The sequence below is a fragment of the Thermorhabdus hydrogeniformans genome, assembly GCF_049310025.1.
In the GTDB taxonomy this organism is placed as follows: Bacteria; Bacillota; Thermosediminibacteria; order Thermosediminibacterales; family Tepidanaerobacteraceae; genus JBJYKD01.
The window spans coordinates 35,108-55,056 of the sequence record NZ_JBJYKD010000001.1 but is presented as its reverse complement, the minus strand read 5'-3'; the positions used below and the strand labels follow the sequence as shown (position 1 = coordinate 55,056).

Sequence of the window (19,949 nt, the reverse complement as noted above, 5' to 3'; positions counted from 1 at the left end):
TTATGAGCGAATTTGTGCACCTGCACCTTCATACCAATTACAGCCTCCTGGACGGAGCCTGCAGAATAGAAAAACTGGCGAAAAGACTTTCCGAACTGGGCGCAAAAAGTGCCGCCATCACCGACCACGGCGTGATGTACGGTGTTGTGGAATTTTATAAAGCCATGAAGGCTTGCGGCATCAAACCTATAATCGGGTGCGAAGTCTACATGGCGAAGAGGACCATGGCAGACTGTGAACCCAGGGTGGATGATGACCAGTACCATCTGGTGCTGCTGGCAAAAGACGACAGGGGTTACAAAAATTTAATGAAGCTGGTTTCACTGGGCTTTACCGAAGGGTTTTACTATAAGCCAAGGGTGGACAAGAAGGCGCTCAGGGAACACAGCGAAGGTCTTGTGGCAATGAGCGCCTGCCTGGCTGGGGAAATACCCACCCTGCTTTTAAACGGGGAATATGAAAGGGCAAAACTTGTTGCTCTTGAGTATGAGGAGATATTCGGAAAAGGCAATTTCTTTCTGGAGATTCAGGATCACGGCATTACGGATCAGAAAAGGGTCAATGAGGAGTTGATAGCCTTAAGCCGCGAGACCCGGATCCCTCTTGTGGCCACCAACGATGTGCATTATATTATGAAAGAAGACGCTCCCGTACACGATGTACTCCTGTGCATACAGACGGGGAAGACCCTTGATGAAGAAAACCGGCTAAAGTTTCCGACTGACGAATTTTATTTGAAATCCCGGGAGGAAATGGAGGCCATTTTTGGTTTCATTCCCGAAGCTCTTGAAAATACGGTCAAAATAGCCGAAATGTGCAATGTGGAACTGGATTTTAACACCCGTCATCTCCCCGCTTTCGAAGTGCCCGAAGGGTATACCCAGGACGATTACCTGCAAAAACTGTGTTACGAAGGCCTTTCTGAACGCTACACCCATATAACACCTGAGATAAGGGAAAGGCTTGATTACGAACTCGAAGTTATTAAAAAAATGGGGTATTCCAGCTATTTCCTGATAGTCTGGGATTTTATCAACTTTGCCAGGAAAAACAACATCATGGTAGGTCCGGGCAGGGGTTCGGCTGCCGGAAGTCTTGTGGCTTACTGTTTACACATAACCAATATAGACCCCTTGAAATACAACCTTCTTTTTGAAAGGTTCTTGAATCCCGAGAGGGTTACCATGCCGGATATCGATGTGGACTTCTGCTATGAGAGACGGCAGGAAGTTATTGACTATGTGGTCAAAAAATACGGCCAGGACCGGGTGGCCCAGATAGTGACCTTTGGCACCATGGCGGCCAGGGCGGCCATAAGAGATGTGGGCAGGGTTCTGGGGTACCCTTACGGGGAAGTGGACACCATAGCCAAAATGGTTCCCATGGAACTGGGGATGACCATTGAAAACGCCCTCGTATTGAATCCCGAGCTTAAAAAATTGTACGAGCAGGAAGAGAGGGTTAAAAGACTCCTTGACATAGCAAGGGCCATTGAAGGATTTCCCAGACACGCCTCAACCCACGCGGCCGGGGTGGTGATATCAAAGGATCCCCTTGTGGAGCACGTGCCGCTTCACAAAATTGGCGATTCCAATGTGGCCACTCAGTATACCATGACAACCCTTGAAGAGCTGGGCCTTCTTAAAATGGATTTTCTCGGCCTGAGGACCCTGACGGTGATACGGGACGCCCTGAATATAATTAAGCATACTAAAAATGTCGAGATAAATCTGGACAGGCTACCGCTGGACGATAAAAAAGTATATGAGATGTTGAGCCAGGGAAATACGGCCGGCGTTTTTCAGCTGGAAAGTTCGGGCATGCAGAACCTTTTGAGGGAGCTTAAGCCAGGGGTGTTTGAGGATGTGGTGGCCATTATCGGTCTGTACAGGCCGGGACCCTTGGGAAGCGGGGCTGCCGACGACTTTATAAAGAGCAAAAATGGTTTAAAACCCATAAAATACCTTCATCCTCTGTTGAAGCCGATTTTATCCGAAACCTATGGTATAATATTGTATCAAGAGCAGGCCATGAAGATAGCCCAGGAACTGGCGGGCTTTACCCTCGCCCAGGCGGACATTCTTCGAAAAGCCATGGGCAAAAAGAAACAGGATGTAATGGCTTCCCAGAGGGCTGCGTTTATCGAGGGGTGCATCAAAAATAACATCGACGGCGACACAGCGGCCAGGATTTTTGATGAAATTTCGTATTTTGCCGGTTACGGTTTTAACAAAGCCCATACAGCAGCCTACGCGGTAATCGCCTACCAGACGGCATATCTCAAGGCCCATTTCCCGGTGGAATTTATGGCGGCGCTTTTGACCAGCGTAATGGACAACAGCGACAAAGTTGCTTACTACATAAACGAATGCCGCCATATGGGTATCGAGGTGTTACCGCCGGATATCAATGAAAGCTTCGAGGCTTTTACGGTGGTAAACGGCAAGATAAGATTCGGCCTCACCGCCGTCAAAAATGTGGGTGAAGGCGTGGCCCGGGCCATAATCGAGGCCCGAAAGAAAAGGGGTAGATTCAATTCTTTGAGGGACTTTTGCGAAAGGGTCCCCGAAGAGCTTAATAAAAAGACTGTAGAAAGCCTCATAAAGAGCGGTGCCATGGATTCGCTGGGAGCCAGGCGCTCGCAGCTCCTGAAGGTGTATGAGGCGGTTTTGGGCGAGGTCCAGAAAGAGCGCCGGCAGAGTGCAAAGGACCAGATATCCCTGTTCGAGATGGTGGATGAGTCTTTAACAAATGACGTCCTGCCCGATGTCCCTGAGTTTCCTCAAAGCGAACTTCTGGCCATGGAAAAGGAGATGCTGGGCCTGTATCTTTCCGGACATCCGCTCCGGGAATATGAAAAGGAACTGGCCGAAACCGTTACCATCCAGAGCAAAGATTTATACGAAGACGGGGGCCTGAAAGACAATCTCCCGGTGGTGGTGGGAGGAATTATAACAGGCATAAAAACCAAAGCCACCAAAGGCGACAAATTGATGGCCTTTGTGACCCTGGAAGATTTGACCGGTTCCATGGAAATAATTGTGTTTCCGTCGATATATGAAAAATATCAAAACCTGTTATTGCCGGATTTTAAAATTATTTTAAAGGGCAAAATTAATTTTAAAGAAGATGAAACTCCGAAAATAATAGCGGAAGAAATAACCCCATTAAGGCAAAGAGAAAAGGGACTGATCATTATATCGTTTTCTGGAAAACAAAAAGCTGATTTCGGCAAGCTCAGGGATTTTATGAGTGCGCACCAGGGGCAGACTCCCGTGGCACTGTATATTGCCGATGAAGACAGGAGCTTTTTGCTCGACGGCGGGATCGATTCGTCGGAAAATACCCTGAAACTTCTGGCCGGACTGGATGGCTTTGCCAACTACCTTTACTGTGAAAATTTTTCAGGGAGGTGATGGATATATTTTAAGGGGGTTATCCCAATATATTATGATGCAAAGGAGGCCTATAAGTTGTGGACGGTAATTTATATGGCCACAGATAAACAAACGGCTGTCAAGGTGGAAGATACTTTAAAAAACGAAGGTATACTCGTTAAGACCAGAGAGGTCATGAAAAGCAAAAAACACGGCTGTTGCATAGAAATACTGGTGCCTGAATCTGAAGCTCAGGAAGCGCAAAAGGTCATACTTGAAAAGAACCTGTAAAAAAGGAGCGAGATTGATGAGAAGAATTGGCGTGCTTACCAGCGGCGGGGACGCACCCGGAATGAACGCGGCCATAAGGGCTGTGGTGAGGAAAGCCGCTTTTTACGACATGGAGGTTTACGGCGTAAAAAAGGGCTATTTCGGCTTGATTAATTCCGATTTTGTGAAACTCGATATAAGCTCAGTTGGGGACATTATCCACCGGGGGGGGACCATTTTGAGGACCGCCCGGTGCGAAGAATTTAAAACCGAAGAAGGGCAGGAAAAGGCCATAAAGAACCTGTCGGCTTTTGGCATTGAAGGTATGATAGTCATAGGGGGCGACGGGTCTTTCCGGGGGGCCGTGGCCCTTTCGAAAAAAGGCATTCCGACCATCGGAATACCTGGGACCATAGATAACGATATTCCTTTTACGGATTATTCCATCGGTTTTGATACAGCGCTAAACACGGTGGTGGAGGCCGTAAATAAAGTAAGGGACACGGCCACTTCCCACGAGCGCACTTTTCTCATTGAAGTCATGGGGAGGGAATCAGGTCACATAGCCCTCCACTCGGGGCTTGCCAGCGGCGCGGAGACAATTCTTGTGCCGGAAATTCCTTTTGATATTGAAGCGATTTGCGAGAAAGTCATTAGCGGATATAAACGGGGCAAGCTGCACAGCATCATTATAGTCGCCGAAGGGGCGGGCCACGTTTTTGACATAGGGAAAAAAATCAAAGAGAGAACCGGTTTTGAAACCAGGGTCATAGTGCTGGGACATATTCAGAGGGGCGGTACCCCCACGGCTTTTGACAGGATACTTGCCAGCCAGTTTGGCGGCAAAGCCGTGGATTTGCTGAAGGAAAACATCGGAGGCAAAATGGTGGGGCTGGTAAATGGCGAGCTGGTGGTAACCGACCTGGAAAAAATTCTTACGACCGATAAACCACTGGACATGACCTTATATCAACTGGCCGAAGCACTTTCGGTTTAAGGAAGTGACCTTCTATGCTGAAAACAAAAATCATCTGCACTCTGGGGCCCGCCAGCGAAAAAAAAGAAATTTTATCCCGGCTGATCCGGGCGGGTATGAATATAGCCCGGCTGAATTTTTCACACGGCTCCCATGAAGAACACAGGGCAAGGATAATGGCCCTCAAAGAAGCAGCGGAGGAACTCAGGGCCAATGTGGCCTTGATGCTGGACACAAAAGGGCCGGAGATAAGGATAGGCACATTTAAGGGAGGGAAGGCGACCTTAATAAAGGGCCAGGAATTTATCCTTACCACGCGGCCCGTCGAAGGTGACAACGGCAAGGTATTTATCAACTACGACAGCATCACGGCGGTGGTGGCCAGGGGAGACAGGATTTTGCTGGATGACGGGCTGATTGAGTTAAAGGTCAGTGATGTAAAACAGGATTATGTCCGCTGCATCGTCGTCAACGGAGGAGAGATAGGGGACAAAAAAGGAGTAAACATACCGGATAAAACCCTGCCGTTGCCCGCGGTTACGAAAAAAGATATAGAAGATATCATTTTTGGCATACAGATGGGCGTGGATTTCGTAGCGGCTTCGTTTGTGAGAAAAGCGGCGGATGTGCTTGAGGTAAGAAAGATTTTGGAGGAATACGGGGGTGAAGACATCCAGATCATCGCAAAAATAGAAAACCGGGAGGGAGTAAACAACATCGATGAAATCATTCGCGCCGCCGACGGCGTCATGGTTGCCCGGGGAGATCTGGGTGTGGAAATACCGGTGGAAGAAGTCCCTCTGGTGCAGAAGCGGATAATAGATTTGTGCAACAGGGCCGGAAAACCGGTGGTAACGGCCACTCAGATGCTGGATTCCATGATAAGAAATCCAAGGCCCACCAGAGCGGAAACCACCGATGTGGCCAATGCCATTTTCGACGGCACCGACGCCATCATGCTTTCCGGGGAAACGGCCGCCGGAAGTTATCCTGTCGAAGCCCTGGAAATGATGGTCAGGATTGCCGAAAGGGCCGAACAGGCTTTGATGAGCTTCGGAAGAGAGAAAGAACCGGTAGTGATCAGGACCGTGACCGATGCCATAAGCCATGCCACCTACACCATAGCCAGGGATCTGGAGGCGAAAGCCATTATCACCTCCACCAAATCGGGCTATACCGCAAGGGCCGTGGCCAAGTTCAGACCGCGGGCGCCGATTATCGCCGTGACTCCGAGGGAAAAGGTTACCAGAGCTCTTCAGATTGTTTGGGGTGTCTGGCCTCTCAGGGTAGAGGATACGGCCTCTACCGATGAGATGTTTAAGGAGGCGGTGGATGGGGCTTTAAATTCCGGGATGATACAGAAGGGTGATCTGGTGGTCATAACCGCCGGAGTCCCCGTAAATGTAACCGGCACCACCAATTTGATAAGGGTGCATATTGTGGGCGACGTGATTTTAAGAGGGACCGGTATCGGACACCGGCCCGTGTTCGGAAAGGCCTTTGTCGCAAAATCGGTGAAAGAAACCGTAATAATGCCTGAAGGCTCCATACTGGTGGTTCATTCCACAGATAGAGATTTCGTGCCGGCGTTGAAGCGCGCTTCGGCCGTTATAGCCGAAGAAGGAGGTCTTACTTCCCATGCGGCCATTGCCGGTTTGGAGATGAATATACCCGTCATAGTCGGAGCTGAAGGAGCTACCGAAAAGCTTTCGACGGGGGACGAGATAACCATCGACACCCAGAGGGGCCTTGTTTACCGCGGAAAGGTTGATGTCAAATGAACAATGCTTCCAGAGTCGTGGATACAACCTTGCGGGTCAGATATGCCGAAACCGACCAAATGGGCGTGGTGTATTACGCAAACTACTACATATGGTTTGAAGTCGGCAGGACGGCATATTTTAACTCCGGAAATTTAACTATAATGGACATGGAAAGAGAGGGCGTCTATTTCCCCGTGATACAAGCCTTTTGCCGCTACAGGCATCCGGCGCGCTACGGGGATGAAATTATCGTAAAGACCACTGTAGAAGAAATGAGGCCCACCAGGGTCAAAATGGTCTACCAAATTTTGAGGGCGAAGGACCGAATGCTCCTGGCGGAGGGGCATACGGTGCACGCCTTTATGTCTAAAGAGGGCAGACCGCTGAATATAAGAAAAACACACCCCGCGTTGTGGAAAAGTTTAAATGAAGGCGGGTCTTAACAAAAAATTTACAAATCATCTCTTGACATCTTTAGAAATTCGATGATAAAATACTTATCAAAATACAATTCCATACCCGTAATATGGTGTGTTGGTTATTTGCAATAGGAAGTGTACCTAGGGTTCCGGCCGGAAGGCGTCTGTGACCGAGCGGTACAATCTGAGGCGGGCCCTCAGAACACCGTGAGCATAAAAAGCTCCAGCGGCAAGTTCCTATGGAATTTGACTGCTGGCTTTTTTATATCTCAACAATGATATATTGTAAAATGTAATGACGGAGAGGAAAGCGGAGGGGCTCTGGTAAAGAGAGCCGGGGAAGGTGAAAGCCGGTCCGGGTCGCCGCTTGTTGCTCGCTCCCGAACAGCCCGGGCGAAGTGGCAGTAGTCCGGTGCCGCAAGCAGGCGTTAAGTTTGAAGTAGATTTCTACTTCATGAGGCCGAAGCCGCAAGGCGAGGCGAAGCAGGGTGGTACCACGGGGTAAACTCCCCCCTCGTCCCTGGGATACGTAAGTATCTCGGGGTGAGGGGGTTAATTTTTTATTACATTTTTTTCAGAGAGGTGGTGCGGTATGAAAATCACCGGTGCGGAGGCCCTGGTAAAATCGCTGGAGATGGAGGGTGTGGAACTGATATTCGGTTATCCCGGGGGGGCCATACTGCCCGTTTACGATTCGCTTTATCATACCAGGAAAATAAGACATGTACTTACGCGCTCAGAACAGGCCGCTGCTCATGCCGCCAGCGGTTACGCCAGGGTTTCTGGCAAGGTCGGCGTGTGTGTGGCCACTTCCGGCCCCGGTGCCACAAACCTTGTAACGGGAATCGCCACGGCATACATGGATTCGGTCCCCATAGTGGCCATCACCGGCCAGGTTCCCACCGCCCTCATCGGGCGGGACGTGTTCCAGGAAGTGGACATAACCGGGGCCACGGCACCTTTTACTAAACATAATTACCTTGTCAAGAAAGCCGAGGATATCCCGCGAATTGTCAGGGAAGCTTTCTATATAGCCTCCACCGGCAGGCCGGGACCGGTGTTAATCGACCTGCCCAAAGACGTGGCCGAAACAAAGATTGATTTCAAATACCCGGAACAGGTAACGCTTCGCGGATATAAGCCCAAAACCGACGGTCATCCCCTCCAGATTTCCCGCGCTGCAGAAGCCATAAACAGAGCCCAGCGCCCCGTGATATGCGCAGGGGGCGGGGTGAACTCCGCGGGGGCGGAGCTGGAGCTTAAGACACTGGCGGAAAAGGCCCGGATTCCGGTGGCTACCACGTTGATGGGGATCGGCTCTTTTCCGGAAGACCATCCGCTATCCCTGGGAATGCTTGGCATGCACGGGATCCCCTGTGCCAACAGAGCCATTACCGAGGCGGACCTGGTTGTTGCTGCAGGCGCCCGATTTGGTGACAGGCTTACGGGAAAGGTGGCGGGATTTGCGCCGAAGGCAAAAATTATTCATATAGATATAGATCCGGCGGAAATAGGGAAAAACGTGCGGGCTGACATCCCCATTGTCGGTGATGTAAAAAAAGTTCTGGCGGAAATCGTAAAAAAGGTAAATCCCAGGAAACCTTCAGAATGGAACACCTATATAGAAGAACTTAAGAAAAAACCTCTCTCATACGAAAGGACGAATAAGCTTTGCCCTCAGGAAATTATAGAAGAACTCTCCAGGGCAACCCGCGGTAACGCCATTGTCACCACTGAAGTGGGCTCGCATCAGATGTGGGTGGCTCAGTATTATAAATTCATTACTCCCAGGAGCTTTATAACTTCCGGAGGCCTCGGCACCATGGGTTACGGCCTGCCGGCCGCAATTGGAGCGAAATTTGCAAAGCCCGATAAGACGGTCATCAACATCTGCGGTGACGGAAGTTTCCAGATGAATCTAGCGGAGATGGCCACGGCCGTCGAAAATAATCTTTCCATAAAAATAATTTTGTTCAATAACAGGGGCCTCGGCCTGGTGCGCCAGCTTCAGCAATTTTACTGCAGGGGCAGATACAATCAGGTGAATTTCGGCTTCGTGCCCGATTTTGTCAGGCTGGCCGAAAGCTACGGCATAAAAGCCATGAAAATAGAAAGCCGGGGGGAACTCGCCTCCGCCGTAAACCGCCTGCTTTCGGAAAAGGGGAGTTTCCTGCTGGAGTGCATTGTCGATATAAACGAGAATGTTTATCCCATGGTCTTAAACGGTTCTCCCATCAGCGAAATGATAGGAGGCTGAAGATATGAAGACTACACTGTCGGTACTCGTCGAAAACCACCCCGGCGTGCTTTCGCGCGTGGCGGGACTTTTCAGCCGCCGTGGTTTCAACATCGACAGCCTGGCGGTGGGGACCACCGAAAACCCAGACATATCCAGAATGACCATAGTGGTTGAAGGAGACGAATACGTCGTCGAACAGGTGAAAAAGCAGTTGAACAAACTGGTGGATGTAATAAAGGTTAGTAAGATAAACTCCGAAGAATCTGTCAGTCGGGAACTGGTATTGATAAAGGTTGACGCCGATCCTCAGGTGAGGTCGGAAATAATTCACATTGCCGAAATCTTCAGGGCGAATATAGTGGATGTCAGCAGGAAGTCTATGATTATCGAGCTTACCGGTGACAAAGACAAAGTGAGCGCCTTTGAAGAGCTGTTAAAACCCTTCGGGATAAAAGAACTGGTCCGCACTGGCATAATTGCCATGAATAGAGGAACAAAAACTATAAAAATTGAGGAGGAAGATAAAAATGGCGAAAATGTTTTATGACAATGACGCAGACCTGAAAGTGCTGGAGGGCAAGACTGTTGCCGTCATAGGTTACGGCAGCCAGGGCCACGGCCACGCGCTTAACCTGAAAGACAGCGGTGTTAATGTGGTGGTGGGCCTTTACGAGGGAAGCAAATCCTGGAAAATTGCCGAAGAAGCCGGCCTTACCGTCAAGACCGTCGGCCAGGCGGCGAAAGAAGCCGATATAATAATGATCCTGGTGCCCGACCACATCCAGGCGAAAATTTATGAAGAGGAAATAAAGCCCGGCTTAAAAGAGGGCAAGGCTCTGGCCTTTGCGCATGGCTTTAACATCAGATTTCACCAGATAGTTCCTCCGGAATACGTCGATGTATTCATGGTGGCGCCCAAAGGCCCCGGTCATCTCGTAAGAAGGATGTATGAGCAGGGTAAAGGGGTTCCGTGTCTCGTGGCGGTGGAGCAGGACTACACCGGTAAGGCCCGGGAAATAGCGCTGGCCTATGCCAAAGGCATCGGAGGCACTCGCGCCGGCGCCATAGAGACCACTTTCGCTGAGGAGACTGAAACGGACCTTTTCGGCGAACAGTGCGTGCTGTGCGGCGGCCTTACCGAACTTATCAAGGCGGGTTTTGAGACACTGGTGGAAGCCGGCTACCAGCCGGAGATAGCCTATTTTGAATGCCTGAATGAGATGAAACTTATAGTAGACATGATTTACGAGGGCGGTATCGGATGGATGCGCTATTCTATCAGCGATACGGCAAAATATGGCGACATAACGGTGGGTAAGAGGATAATCACGGAAGATACCCGCCGGGAAATGAAAAAAATCCTGGATGAAATCGTCAGCGGGGAATTTGCCAGGAGATGGATTCTTGAAAATCAGGCCAACAGGCCGGTATATAAGACTATTCTGGCCCGGGAAGCGGAACATCCCATTGAAAAGGTCGGCCGGGAACTCCGGAGCATGATGCCCTGGTTAAAGAAATAGAGTTCATACAGGGGGGTCGAAAAAATGCCCAGGAGGATTGAGATATTCGATACGACCTTGAGGGACGGGGAACAGTCTCCGGGCGTTTCCCTTAATGCCCATGAAAAACTGGAAATTGCAAAACAGCTGGCAAAGCTCCGGGTGGACGTCATAGAAGCGGGTTTTCCCATTGCCTCCAACGGGGATTTTAACGCCGTAAAGACAATCGCCGAGAACGTTAAGGGGCCCGTCATAGCGGGCCTTGCCCGGGCGAATTTTAAAGACATCGACAGGGCGGCGGAAGCGCTGAAAAACGCTGAAAGGCCACGTATCCACACTTTCATAGCCTCGTCGCCCATACACATGAAATACAAACTGAAAATGAGCCCTGAACAGGTGCTCGAGGCCGCCGTGGAAGCCGTAAAGAGGGCCAAATCTTACGTTGAAGATGTGGAGTTTTCAGCCGAAGATGCGTCAAGGTCGGAGGTGGAATTTCTCTGCCGCTTGTTTTCTGCGGCCATCAGGGCGGGCGCCACGGTCATAAACATACCCGACACGGTGGGCTACGCCACACCCGGAGAATTCGGTAACCTTGTAAGGACGTTAAGGGAACGGGTCCCCGAAATGGATAAGGTCAGGGTTAGCGTTCACTGTCATAACGACCTGGGGATGGCTGTGGCCAATTCCCTGGCGGCGGTGGCAAACGGCGCCACTCAGGTTGAGTGTGCGGTAAACGGGCTGGGGGAGCGGGCAGGAAATGCGGCGCTGGAAGAGGTGGTGATGGCCCTGGTAACACGCAAGGACATCTATAATGCGGAGCTAAACATAGATACGAAACACATATACCGTACCAGCAGACTGGTCAGCACCCTTTCGGGTATTTACGTTCAACCCAACAAAGCCGTAGTGGGCGCCAACGCCTTTGCCCATGAGTCGGGCATACACCAGCACGGGGTACTTTCGGAAAAATCTACTTATGAAATTATGACGCCGGAATCTATCGGCCTTGCTTCGAACAGAATTGTACTCGGGAAGCTTTCGGGACGCCACGCCTTTTCCCAGAGGTTAAAAGAACTGGGCTACGAGCTTCCCGACGAGGAGATCAACAAGGCCTTCGAGAGATTCAAGGATCTTGCAGACAAAAAGAAGGAAATCACAGACAGCGATATAGAGGCCATAGTGGAAGACCAGGTATCAAAGATGCCCCAACTGATAGAGCTGGAATATTTCCAGACCTCCAGCGGCAATCAGACCATTGCTACCGCTACCGTGAGGGTTAAAGTGGCGGGAAGGAGCATCGAAGAGGCTTCCACCGGAGACGGTCCCATAGATGCCACTTACAGGGCGCTGGAGAGGGCATGCAATATAAATTGTCGGCTTGTGGATTATTCCATAAAATCGGTTTCGAGCGGCAAGGATGCCATGGGTGAGGTCGTGGTAAAGATCGAAAAGGACGGCAAGGTATACACCGGACGGGGTTTAAGCACCGATATTATTGAGGCCAGCGCTCTGGCATATACCAATGCGCTGAATAAGACTCTTTTCAATAATGGAAACGGTTTACACACCTAACTTATTGTTTTGAAGCGTGTCATCATCGAATTCTTGAATGCACAAAGCGCATTGCAGGGGAGGTGTAAGCTGTGGGGATGACAATAACGCAAAAAATCCTGGCGAAACACGCAAAAAAGGATTACGTGGAACCGGGAGAGCTCATAATGGCCGACATCGACCTGGCTCTGGCCAATGACATTACCGGTCCTGTGGCAATCGAAGAATTTAAAAAAGCCGGAGGCGGAAAGGTCTTCGACAGAGAAAAGGTGGCGCTCGTTCCCGACCATTTCGCCCCAAATAAAGACATAAAATCCGCCGAGCTGTGCAAAACTTTGAGGGATTTTGCCAGGGAGCAGCAAATTACCCACTACTATGAGGTGGGAAGGATGGGTATAGAACATGCCCTGCTGCCGGAACAGGGGGTGGTTTTACCCGGAGACCTGGTCATAGGCGCCGATTCTCACACCTGCACGTACGGCGCTCTGGGGGCTTTTTCCACCGGAGTGGGCAGCACGGACCTGGCATTTGCCTTGATGACCGGAAGATGCTGGTTTAAGGTGCCCGAGACCATGAAATTTATTTACCGGGGTAAACCCAATCCCTGGGTTACGGGGAAAGACCTGATCTTATACACCATAAGAGACATAGGTGTGGACGGGGCGCTTTATAAAGCCATGGAGTTTACGGGCGACGCCCTTAAATACCTTACCGTAGACGAAAGACTCACCATGAGCAATATGGCCATAGAAGCCGGCGGAAAAAACGGCATAATGGAACCCGATGAAGTTACTCTGGAGTATGTAAAAGCCAGGGCAAAAAGGTCTTATGAAGTTTTCAGAAGCGATGAGGACGCAAAATACTGCGAAGTCCGAGAATACGATGTTACAAAGATTGAACCCCAGGTGGCCCTTCCCCACCTGCCGGAAAATGCGGTGAATATATCCGATGCAGGGGAAATTCCCATCGACCAGGTGGTTATCGGTTCATGCACTAACGGAAGACTGGAAGACATGAGAATGGCGGCCAAAGTCTTGAAAGGTCAAAAGATTCATCCCTACGTTAGGATGATCGTGATTCCCGCCACACAGCAGGTTTACCTTCAGATGATAAGGGAAGGCCTGATGGATATTTTCATAGAAGCCGGGGCGGCCGTCAGCACACCCACCTGCGGGCCCTGCCTGGGAGGGTATATGGGTATACTGGCAAAGGGAGAAAGGACCATTTCTACTACCAACCGGAATTTTGTGGGGCGTATGGGGCATCCTGAAAGCGAGATTTATCTTTCAAATCCTGCGGTGGCAGCCGCTTCTGCCGTTAAGGGCAGAATAGCCCACCCGGAGGAGGTGGTTGGAAATGGTTTTTAGAGGCAGGGCGTGGGTTTTCGGCGACAATATCGATACGGACGGCATCATTCCCGCCAGGTACCTGAACACCACGGATTCTAAAGAACTGGCATCCCACTGCATGGAAGATGTAGACCCGGAGTTTGCCGGAAAGATTAAACCCGGTGACATAATAGTTGCCGGTAAAAACTTCGGCTGCGGCAGCTCCAGAGAACACGCACCGCTGGCCATTAAGGAGGCCGGCATAAGCTGCGTCATCGCCAGGTCTTTTGCCCGAATATTTTACAGGAATTCCATAAATATCGGGCTCCCCATTCTGGAATGCGGCGAGGCGGTAGACGGCATCGGGCGCGGCGATGAACTGGAGGTTGATACTGACAGAGGTATCATAAAAAATATTACTAGCGGCAAAGCTTATTGTGCCAGGCCTTTTCCGGGTTTTATAAAAGGCATAATCCAGGCCGGGGGGCTTATGAAGTTTGCGCAAAAGGGAGGGGCCAACAATGTATAACATAGCCCTTTTTCCCGGCGACGGCATTGGCCCCGAAGTGATAAATGAGGCAAAAAAAATCCTTATCGCCGCCGGGGAAAGGTTTAACATAGAGTTTAATTTTACTGATGGCCTGGTCGGGGGCGCGGCTATAGATAACTACGGTGTTCCGCTTCCCGATGAAACCCTTGCCATTGCCCGGGGCTCCGATGCCGTACTCTTCGGGGCGGTTGGAGGACCGAAGTGGGATGGACTAAAAAGGGAGGTACGCCCGGAACAGGCTATCCTGGGTTTGAGGAAAAATCTCGGGTTATACGCCAATCTCCGCCCGGCCGTGGTATTTCCTGCCCTGATTGATGCTTCTCCGATAAAGAGCTACATAATACACGACAAGCTTGACATTTTGATAGTCCGCGAATTAACCGGCGGGCTGTATTTCGGCAGGCCAAAGGGCCGGGAAGAAACGGAAGGAACGGTAAGGGCTTTCGACACAATGGTTTACAGCCGGGAAGAAATAGAGAGGGTTGCCCATATAGCCTTCAGAGCCGCCCGGGGGAGGAAAAAGCGCGTGACTTCCGTGGATAAGGCCAACGTGCTGGAGACATCCAGGCTCTGGCGTGAGGTCGTAGAAGAAGTGGGGAGACAGTACCCTGATATAGAGCTTTCCCACATGTACGTGGATAATTGCGCCATGCAGTTGATAGTAAATCCAGGGCAATTTGATGTTATACTCACCGAAAACACTTTCGGGGATATTCTGAGCGATGAGGCGGCGGTATTGACCGGTTCCATCGGCATGTTGCCATCGGCGAGCTTAGGGGATGGCAAGCCGTTTCTTTACGAGCCCAGTCACGGTTCCGCGCCGGACATAGCCGGCACCGGCAGGGCAAATCCCATAGCCTGCATTTTGTCGGCGGCGATGATGCTGGAGTATTCATTCGGTGAGAAGGAAGCGGCCGGAGCTATAATAAAGGCGGTAGGAAGGGCTCTTGATGAGGGATACAGAACCTCTGACATAAGGCAGGGAGCAAAAGCTTTAGTCACCGCGCGAGAAATGGGAGATATTATAAGGGAATTCATTTTGGAATTCTAAAAAAATTTTGGTTACCCCGGTTGAGTTTATTATTAATTGTGGTATAATTAATAGCAATACACTTTAAAATTGACCGCAGATAAAGGCTGTGAAGGGAAGAGTAGCGGTTTTCCAGGGCCAAAGAGAGTCGGGTCAGGTGAAAGCCGACGCCCGGGGAACTTTGCGAAAATCATCCCGGAGCTGCCAGGGTGAAATTCAAGTAATCCTGGTCGGGCCCCGCAAGGGGAATCGGCCCCCGTTAAAAAGGCCGGGTATCGGGCTTGTGCCCTGTACCTGCCGAGGTCTATATCGTGAGATATAGATGAATTAGGGTGGTAACGCGAAACCCTTCGCCCCTTGTAGACGGCGAAGGGTTTTTTATTTATAAGACTCCAAGAGGTGAAAAACATGACCGGTGCAGAGCTTCTATTAAAAACCCTGGAAGAAATAGGGGTGGATACCATATTCGGTTTTCCGGGTGGGTCCAGTCTTCCAATCTACGACGCCCTGTATAAAAGAAAAAAAATAAAACATATCAGGACCGTCCACGAGCAGGGGGCGGCCCATGCCGCCGACGGCTATGCCAGGGCTACGGGCAGGGTGGGTGTTGCCTTAAGCACGTCGGGGCCCGGAGCCACCAATCTTGTTACCGGTATTGCCAACGCCTACATGGATTCAGTCCCCATGGTGTTTTTCACAGGGCAGGTGCCCCTGGGGCTTCTTGGAAAGGATTCGTTTCAGGAGGTTGATATCACGGGCATCACCCTGCCCATAACAAAACACAGTTTTATCATCCGGGATAAAAGAGATATTGTAAAAAAAGTAAAAGAGGCCTTTTACATCGCCACTACCGGCAGACCCGGGCCGGTACTGGTGGATTTGCCCAAAGATATAATGGCCGGGGAAGTAAGCGAGGAAACCATAAACAGAGATTTAAACGGATTTATAAGTTCGTATGCTTCCAGGCAGGATTTTATGAAAGGCTTGAGACAAAAGTTGGAAAAAGCTGCCGGGTTAATCGACAGGGCTGAAAGACCGGTTTTATATGCTGGTGGCGGTGTAATAAGTTCCGGTGCAAGCCCTGAGTTGCTCCGGTTTGCCGAAAAAACGGATATTCCTGTAACCACAACTTTAATGGGAATAACCGGATTCCCGTCAGAACACCCCCTTTGCATGGGGATGCTGGGCATGCACGGCACCGCTTGTGCGAATCTGGCTGTGACTGAATGCGATTTGCTCATTGCAGTCGGGGCCCGCTTTGATGACCGGGTCACCGGCAATGCGGAGCACTTTGCTCCTGGAGCAAAAATCATCCATATTGACATAGATCCCGCCGAACTGGGGAAAAACGTAAGGGCAGACATAGCCATAATCGGAGATGTAAGGCTGGTTTTATCCGAACTTATACCGCTGGTTTCTCACAAAAAGCGGGATCAGTGGAAAGAAGTGGTAAATAATTGGAAAAAAACCTACCCGTTAAAATACTGCCGGGAAGGATTAAAGCCCCAGTACGTAATTGAAGAAATCTACCGCCAGACCCGCGGCGACGCAATAATAGCCACCGAGGTGGGGCAGCACCAGATGTGGGCTGCTCAGTATTATAAATTCAAAGAGCCCAGGAGTTTTATTTCATCCGGCGGACTCGGCACCATGGGATTCGGCCTTCCCGCCGCCATAGGTGCCAAATTGGGCAGGCCGGATAAATTGGTGTTTAACATAGCGGGTGACGGCAGTTTCGAGATGAACTGCCATGAACTCATCACGGCTGTTAAATACCGCATACCGGTGATAACTGTAATTTTCAACAACAGAAGTCTTGGAATGGTTCGCCAGTGGCAGGAACTGTTTTATGACGGCAGATTTTCACAGGTGGATCTGGGCGAAGGGCCGGATTATGTAAAACTGGCTGAAGCCTGCGGTGCAAAAGGCTTCAGGGTTACCGAAAAGGAGCGGGTTTCCGAAACCATAAACCTTGCTATCGAATCCGGCGTCCCGGCTGTCATTGACGTTAAAATCGACCCCAATGAAAAGGTCATGCCGATGGTTCCCGCCGGCAAACCCATCAGCGAGATGCTGGGCATAGATTGATATATTGACACGGCGGCCGGGAAATATTATCGTAAAAGATAACAACTTCTGTCTTCCTGCAAGCGCAAGCCGTGATGGTGACATGAATATTCGATTAATCCTTGTCTAAAAGAAAATTCGAAATTTATAAATTATATAGGGAGGTCTTTCAAATGAGCATTCTGGTTTATGTAAACGGTCAGTACTTGCCGAAGGAAGAGGCAAAAATTTCGGTGTTTGACCACGGATTTTTATACGGTGACGGCGTCTTCGAAGGAATAAGGGCGTACAACGGCCGGGTGTTCAGGCTGAAAGAGCACATCGACAGGCTTTACAACGGCGCCAGGGCCATCATGCTGGACATTCCCCTTACAAAACAGGAAATGACAGAAGTGGTTCTAGAGACATTGAGGAAAAACCGGCTGAGAGACGCCTACATAAGGCTTGTGGTATCACGCGGAGAGGGCGACCTGGGTCTTGATCCCAAAAAATGCGGAAAACCCACAGTCATTTGCATTGCCGACAAAATTGTGCTGTACCCCGACAAAATGTACGAAGAAGGTCTTGAAATAATCACGGCGGCGACCAGGAGAAATCCGGCCGAAGGCGTCAACCCGCAGATGAAGTCCCTTAACTACCTTAACAACATCATGGCCAAAATAGAGGCAAACCTTGCGGGCGTTCCGGAGGCCATGATTCTGAATACCGAAGACTACGTGGCCGAATGCACAGGAGACAACATTTTCATTGTAAAAAATGGTGTATTGATTACTCCTCCGCCCTATGCCGGAATTCTCGTTGGAGTTACCCGGAACACCATCATGGAACTGGCCGAAAAGATGGGAATTAAAGTTGAAGAAAAGGTGTTTACCCGTTACGAGGTCTTCACCGCCGACGAATGCTTCCTCTCGGGGACCGCGGCCGAAGCCATCCCCGTAGTGAAGGTGGACGGAAGGATTATTGGCGGCGGCAAGCCGGGACCCATTACCAGAAAACTTATGGAAGCCTTTAAAGAGCTTATAAAAACCGAGGGTGAAAAAATTTATCCCGAAGAATAGCAAAAATTATAAAGGGTATAAAATGAGTGGGCCTGGCTGCAAGTCAAGCCCACTTTTTTGAAAGACTTTGTGTGAAAGGAATGGTCATATGTTTCCCGAAGGGTGGAAAAAATGGCGCCACATGGTAAAGATGGACCCCGATAAAACGGCCGACGAGAAGCTTGTGGAGGAGGTGGTAAAGAGCGGCACCGACGCGGTGATAATCGGCGGAACACAGAATATTACCCGGGAAAAAGTCTCAAAGTTGTGTCGCCTCCTCAGGCCCTATCCTATTCCCAGGATTCTGGAAGTATCCAGTCTGGATTCAATTACTTTGGGTTTTGACGGCTATTTGATTCCCGTCGTACTGAATGCCGGCGATGTCCGGTGGATTGTCGGGGCCCATCAAAGGGCGGTGAGGACGGCGGGGGAATTTATTGAGTGGGGCGAACTTTTACCGGAGGGATACATTATTTTAAATCCATCCTGTGCCGCGGCCAAACTAACCGGCGCCGTAAATCCTCTTACAAAACAGGATGCCCTGGCTTATGCCCGGTGCGGCGAAAACCTGTTTTCACTGCCGGTGATTTATCTCGAATACAGCGGATGTTATGGGGACCCGGAATTAGTGGCTTTTGTAAAAGAGGGCTTAAAAAAATCCCGCCTTTTTTACGGCGGCGGAATAGATGACGCCCAAAAAGCAGCGGAAATGGGCCGGGTGGCCGACACCATCATCGTTGGAAATATGATATACACCGGTGCCGTAAAAAAATTAAAGGAAACAGTCATGGCGGTAAAAAATTGATTTTTTATGTCACTTTTTGTGTTTTGGGCAAAAAACGCTTTTCAGGCTCCAAACATCGTCCAGGAAATCCTCCTGAATTATATAGGGGCCAATTATCCTGCTTTGCGTAACTCTATGGAGAGTTTCCGTCTTTCAATCCTTTATACCGGCGTTGTGCCGGTGATGCTTTACGGCTTTTACAGGAGGCCATTTTGAAGTTGTTTCAGAGCCCAGCAGGTGAATGATGATAAATATAGGAGCTTTATACGATTGCCGTTCTTCATACGGCTGTAAAAAATTTGCGTTTGGCTATTTTAGAAACCTTATTCCAGAGCAAAAAAAGTAAATCGACATGATTCCCAGGAATACTCCCATTACGAGGATTAATCCCCTGTATACGGTATCATTTATAAATTTTTTTCCCGTGACCATCATCAATCCCACCAGCAAGAGCCAGGTAAAATCTGAAAGGACATGGCCGATGTAAAAAGATAAAACGCCGGGAACCCCCTTTTTTAAAGAAAGAGCGGTATAGTTTGACCCGATTGTGGCCCACCACAGAAGCCAGTAAGGATTTGAGACCGTGGCAAAAATGCCCGCGAAACCGGGGCCTAAACTTTTTGACTTGTCCGGAGCGCCAGCCATGTCAAGGCTTATCTTTTTCAGCCATGCCTCTTTTATCATATCGTGCGCCATTTTAAATAAGATAATCGATCCTACCACTGCTGTAATTCCCGCCACGGAGGGGGTATCAAGCGTATCCCCCAGTCCCGCGATGAGCGCCAGAACCACCAGCGCTTCCATAAAAGCATGCCCCGAAGAAACAAACAGATTGGCGGAAAGGCCTTTTTTTAAGGACTCGTTTATCGCTACCGTAACAAGAGGCCCGGGCATCATTGCACCCGAAAGGCCCACTAGGAAGGCCGTTAAAAAAATTGCGTAAATGTTCATGAACAACCCCCCGATGGAATAAATATTTTTTATTGTTCTCCTTACCCCTCAATGGAAGGGGTTACTCGAAACCGCCGTTCGACTGTCACAGGCAAAGTCGAGAATGTA

16 protein-coding genes and 1 other annotated feature are annotated in these 19,949 nt (G+C 49.9%); of the genes, 15 read left to right on the top strand and 1 reads right to left on the bottom strand.

The genetic code is table 11. The annotated features are described in order from the left end of the window. The first annotated feature begins 2 nt into the window (after positions 1-2). From ACKX14_RS00230 to pcrB, 15 genes are all read left to right on the top strand, one after another. Entirely contained in the window at positions 3-3,416 is a 3,414-nt protein-coding gene (locus ACKX14_RS00230; RefSeq protein WP_422443579.1) for a DNA polymerase III subunit alpha, read from the top strand. 57 nt (positions 3,417-3,473) lie between these two features. Further along, the gene (locus tag ACKX14_RS00225) at positions 3,474-3,668 is read left to right on the top strand and encodes a hypothetical protein (protein ID WP_422443578.1); all 195 of its coding nucleotides are present in this window, start codon (positions 3,474-3,476) and stop codon (positions 3,666-3,668) included. A 16-nt stretch (positions 3,669-3,684) separates the two neighbouring features. Beyond that, positions 3,685-4,644, top strand: coding sequence for a 6-phosphofructokinase (gene pfkA / locus ACKX14_RS00220; protein ID WP_422443577.1), 960 nt, complete (start codon positions 3,685-3,687; stop codon positions 4,642-4,644). Positions 4,645-4,658: 14 nt separating this feature from the next. Continuing rightward, on the top strand, positions 4,659-6,404 hold the full coding sequence (pyk, locus tag ACKX14_RS00215; protein WP_422443576.1) for a pyruvate kinase: 1,746 nt from the start codon (positions 4,659-4,661) through the stop codon (positions 6,402-6,404). Next, complete coding sequence (locus ACKX14_RS00210) at positions 6,401-6,829, top strand: acyl-CoA thioesterase (protein WP_422443575.1); 429 nt, start codon at positions 6,401-6,403, stop codon at positions 6,827-6,829. The genes pyk and ACKX14_RS00210 overlap by 4 nt, the downstream gene beginning before the upstream one ends. Before the next feature lie 568 nt (positions 6,830-7,397). Continuing rightward, entirely contained in the window at positions 7,398-9,062 is a 1,665-nt protein-coding gene (ilvB, locus tag ACKX14_RS00205) for a biosynthetic-type acetolactate synthase large subunit (protein ID WP_422443574.1), read from the top strand. Between the two features lie 4 nt (positions 9,063-9,066). Next, positions 9,067-9,591 (top strand): acetolactate synthase small subunit, encoded by a 525-nt coding sequence (gene ilvN / locus ACKX14_RS00200; protein WP_422443573.1) that lies wholly within the window; start codon positions 9,067-9,069, stop codon positions 9,589-9,591. Beyond that, positions 9,572-10,564, top strand: a complete 993-nt coding sequence (gene ilvC / locus ACKX14_RS00195) for a ketol-acid reductoisomerase (protein ID WP_422443572.1) — start codon at positions 9,572-9,574, stop codon at positions 10,562-10,564. The genes ilvN and ilvC overlap by 20 nt, the downstream gene beginning before the upstream one ends. A 24-nt stretch (positions 10,565-10,588) precedes the next feature. Beyond that, positions 10,589-12,115 (top strand): 2-isopropylmalate synthase, encoded by a 1,527-nt coding sequence (locus ACKX14_RS00190; protein WP_422443571.1) that lies wholly within the window; start codon positions 10,589-10,591, stop codon positions 12,113-12,115. A 71-nt stretch (positions 12,116-12,186) separates the two neighbouring features. Next, a complete protein-coding gene (gene leuC, locus ACKX14_RS00185; protein ID WP_422443570.1) occupies positions 12,187-13,461 on the top strand; it encodes a 3-isopropylmalate dehydratase large subunit in 1,275 nt (424 codons plus the stop codon). Then, positions 13,451-13,951 (top strand): 3-isopropylmalate dehydratase small subunit, encoded by a 501-nt coding sequence (gene leuD, locus ACKX14_RS00180; RefSeq protein ID WP_422443569.1) that lies wholly within the window; start codon positions 13,451-13,453, stop codon positions 13,949-13,951. Before leuC ends, leuD begins: the two co-directional genes overlap by 11 nt. Continuing rightward, positions 13,944-15,023: a 3-isopropylmalate dehydrogenase gene (gene leuB, locus ACKX14_RS00175; RefSeq protein ID WP_422443568.1), complete on the top strand. Its 1,080-nt coding sequence runs from the start codon at positions 13,944-13,946 to the stop codon at positions 15,021-15,023. The genes leuD and leuB overlap by 8 nt, the downstream gene beginning before the upstream one ends. Before the next feature lie 79 nt (positions 15,024-15,102). Further along, positions 15,103-15,363 (top strand) — a binding site (T-box leader). A 47-nt stretch (positions 15,364-15,410) separates the two neighbouring features. Then, entirely contained in the window at positions 15,411-17,090 is a 1,680-nt protein-coding gene (gene ilvB / locus ACKX14_RS00170; protein WP_422443567.1) for a biosynthetic-type acetolactate synthase large subunit, read from the top strand. A 152-nt stretch (positions 17,091-17,242) separates the two neighbouring features. Next, on the top strand, positions 17,243-18,127 hold the full coding sequence (gene ilvE / locus ACKX14_RS00165) for a branched-chain-amino-acid transaminase (protein WP_422443566.1): 885 nt from the start codon (positions 17,243-17,245) through the stop codon (positions 18,125-18,127). A gap of 88 nt (positions 18,128-18,215) precedes the next feature. After that, positions 18,216-18,911, top strand: coding sequence for a heptaprenylglyceryl phosphate synthase (gene pcrB / locus ACKX14_RS00160; RefSeq protein ID WP_422443565.1), 696 nt, complete (start codon positions 18,216-18,218; stop codon positions 18,909-18,911). 288 nt (positions 18,912-19,199) lie between these two features. Here the strand turns inward: pcrB and ACKX14_RS00155 are convergent, their stop codons facing one another. Continuing rightward, a complete protein-coding gene (locus ACKX14_RS00155) occupies positions 19,200-19,841 on the bottom strand; it encodes a LysE family transporter (RefSeq protein WP_422443564.1) in 642 nt (213 codons plus the stop codon). Positions 19,842-19,949 lie beyond the last annotated feature (108 nt).

What these genes read in the sequence shown, in the direction of transcription:
- ilvC (WP_422443572.1), top strand. Translation starts at nt 9,572, where the DNA reads ATGGCGAAAATGTTTTATGACAATGACGCAGACCTGAAAGTGCTGGAG.
- ACKX14_RS00210 (WP_422443575.1), top strand. Translation starts at nt 6,401, where the DNA reads ATGAACAATGCTTCCAGAGTCGTGGATACAACCTTGCGGGTCAGATAT.
- leuD (WP_422443569.1), top strand. Translation starts at nt 13,451, where the DNA reads ATGGTTTTTAGAGGCAGGGCGTGGGTTTTCGGCGACAATATCGATACG.
- leuB (WP_422443568.1), top strand. Translation starts at nt 13,944, where the DNA reads ATGTATAACATAGCCCTTTTTCCCGGCGACGGCATTGGCCCCGAAGTG.
- pyk (WP_422443576.1), top strand. Translation starts at nt 4,659, where the DNA reads ATGCTGAAAACAAAAATCATCTGCACTCTGGGGCCCGCCAGCGAAAAA.
- ilvE (WP_422443566.1), top strand. Translation starts at nt 17,243, where the DNA reads ATGAGCATTCTGGTTTATGTAAACGGTCAGTACTTGCCGAAGGAAGAG.
- ACKX14_RS00190 (WP_422443571.1), top strand. Translation starts at nt 10,589, where the DNA reads ATGCCCAGGAGGATTGAGATATTCGATACGACCTTGAGGGACGGGGAA.
- ACKX14_RS00155 (WP_422443564.1), bottom strand. Translation starts at nt 19,841, where the DNA reads ATGAACATTTACGCAATTTTTTTAACGGCCTTCCTAGTGGGCCTTTCG.
- ilvB (WP_422443567.1), top strand. Translation starts at nt 15,411, where the DNA reads ATGACCGGTGCAGAGCTTCTATTAAAAACCCTGGAAGAAATAGGGGTG.
- pfkA (WP_422443577.1), top strand. Translation starts at nt 3,685, where the DNA reads ATGAGAAGAATTGGCGTGCTTACCAGCGGCGGGGACGCACCCGGAATG.
- ACKX14_RS00230 (WP_422443579.1), top strand. Translation starts at nt 3, where the DNA reads ATGAGCGAATTTGTGCACCTGCACCTTCATACCAATTACAGCCTCCTG.
- pcrB (WP_422443565.1), top strand. Translation starts at nt 18,216, where the DNA reads ATGTTTCCCGAAGGGTGGAAAAAATGGCGCCACATGGTAAAGATGGAC.
- ilvN (WP_422443573.1), top strand. Translation starts at nt 9,067, where the DNA reads ATGAAGACTACACTGTCGGTACTCGTCGAAAACCACCCCGGCGTGCTT.
- ilvB (WP_422443574.1), top strand. Translation starts at nt 7,398, where the DNA reads ATGAAAATCACCGGTGCGGAGGCCCTGGTAAAATCGCTGGAGATGGAG.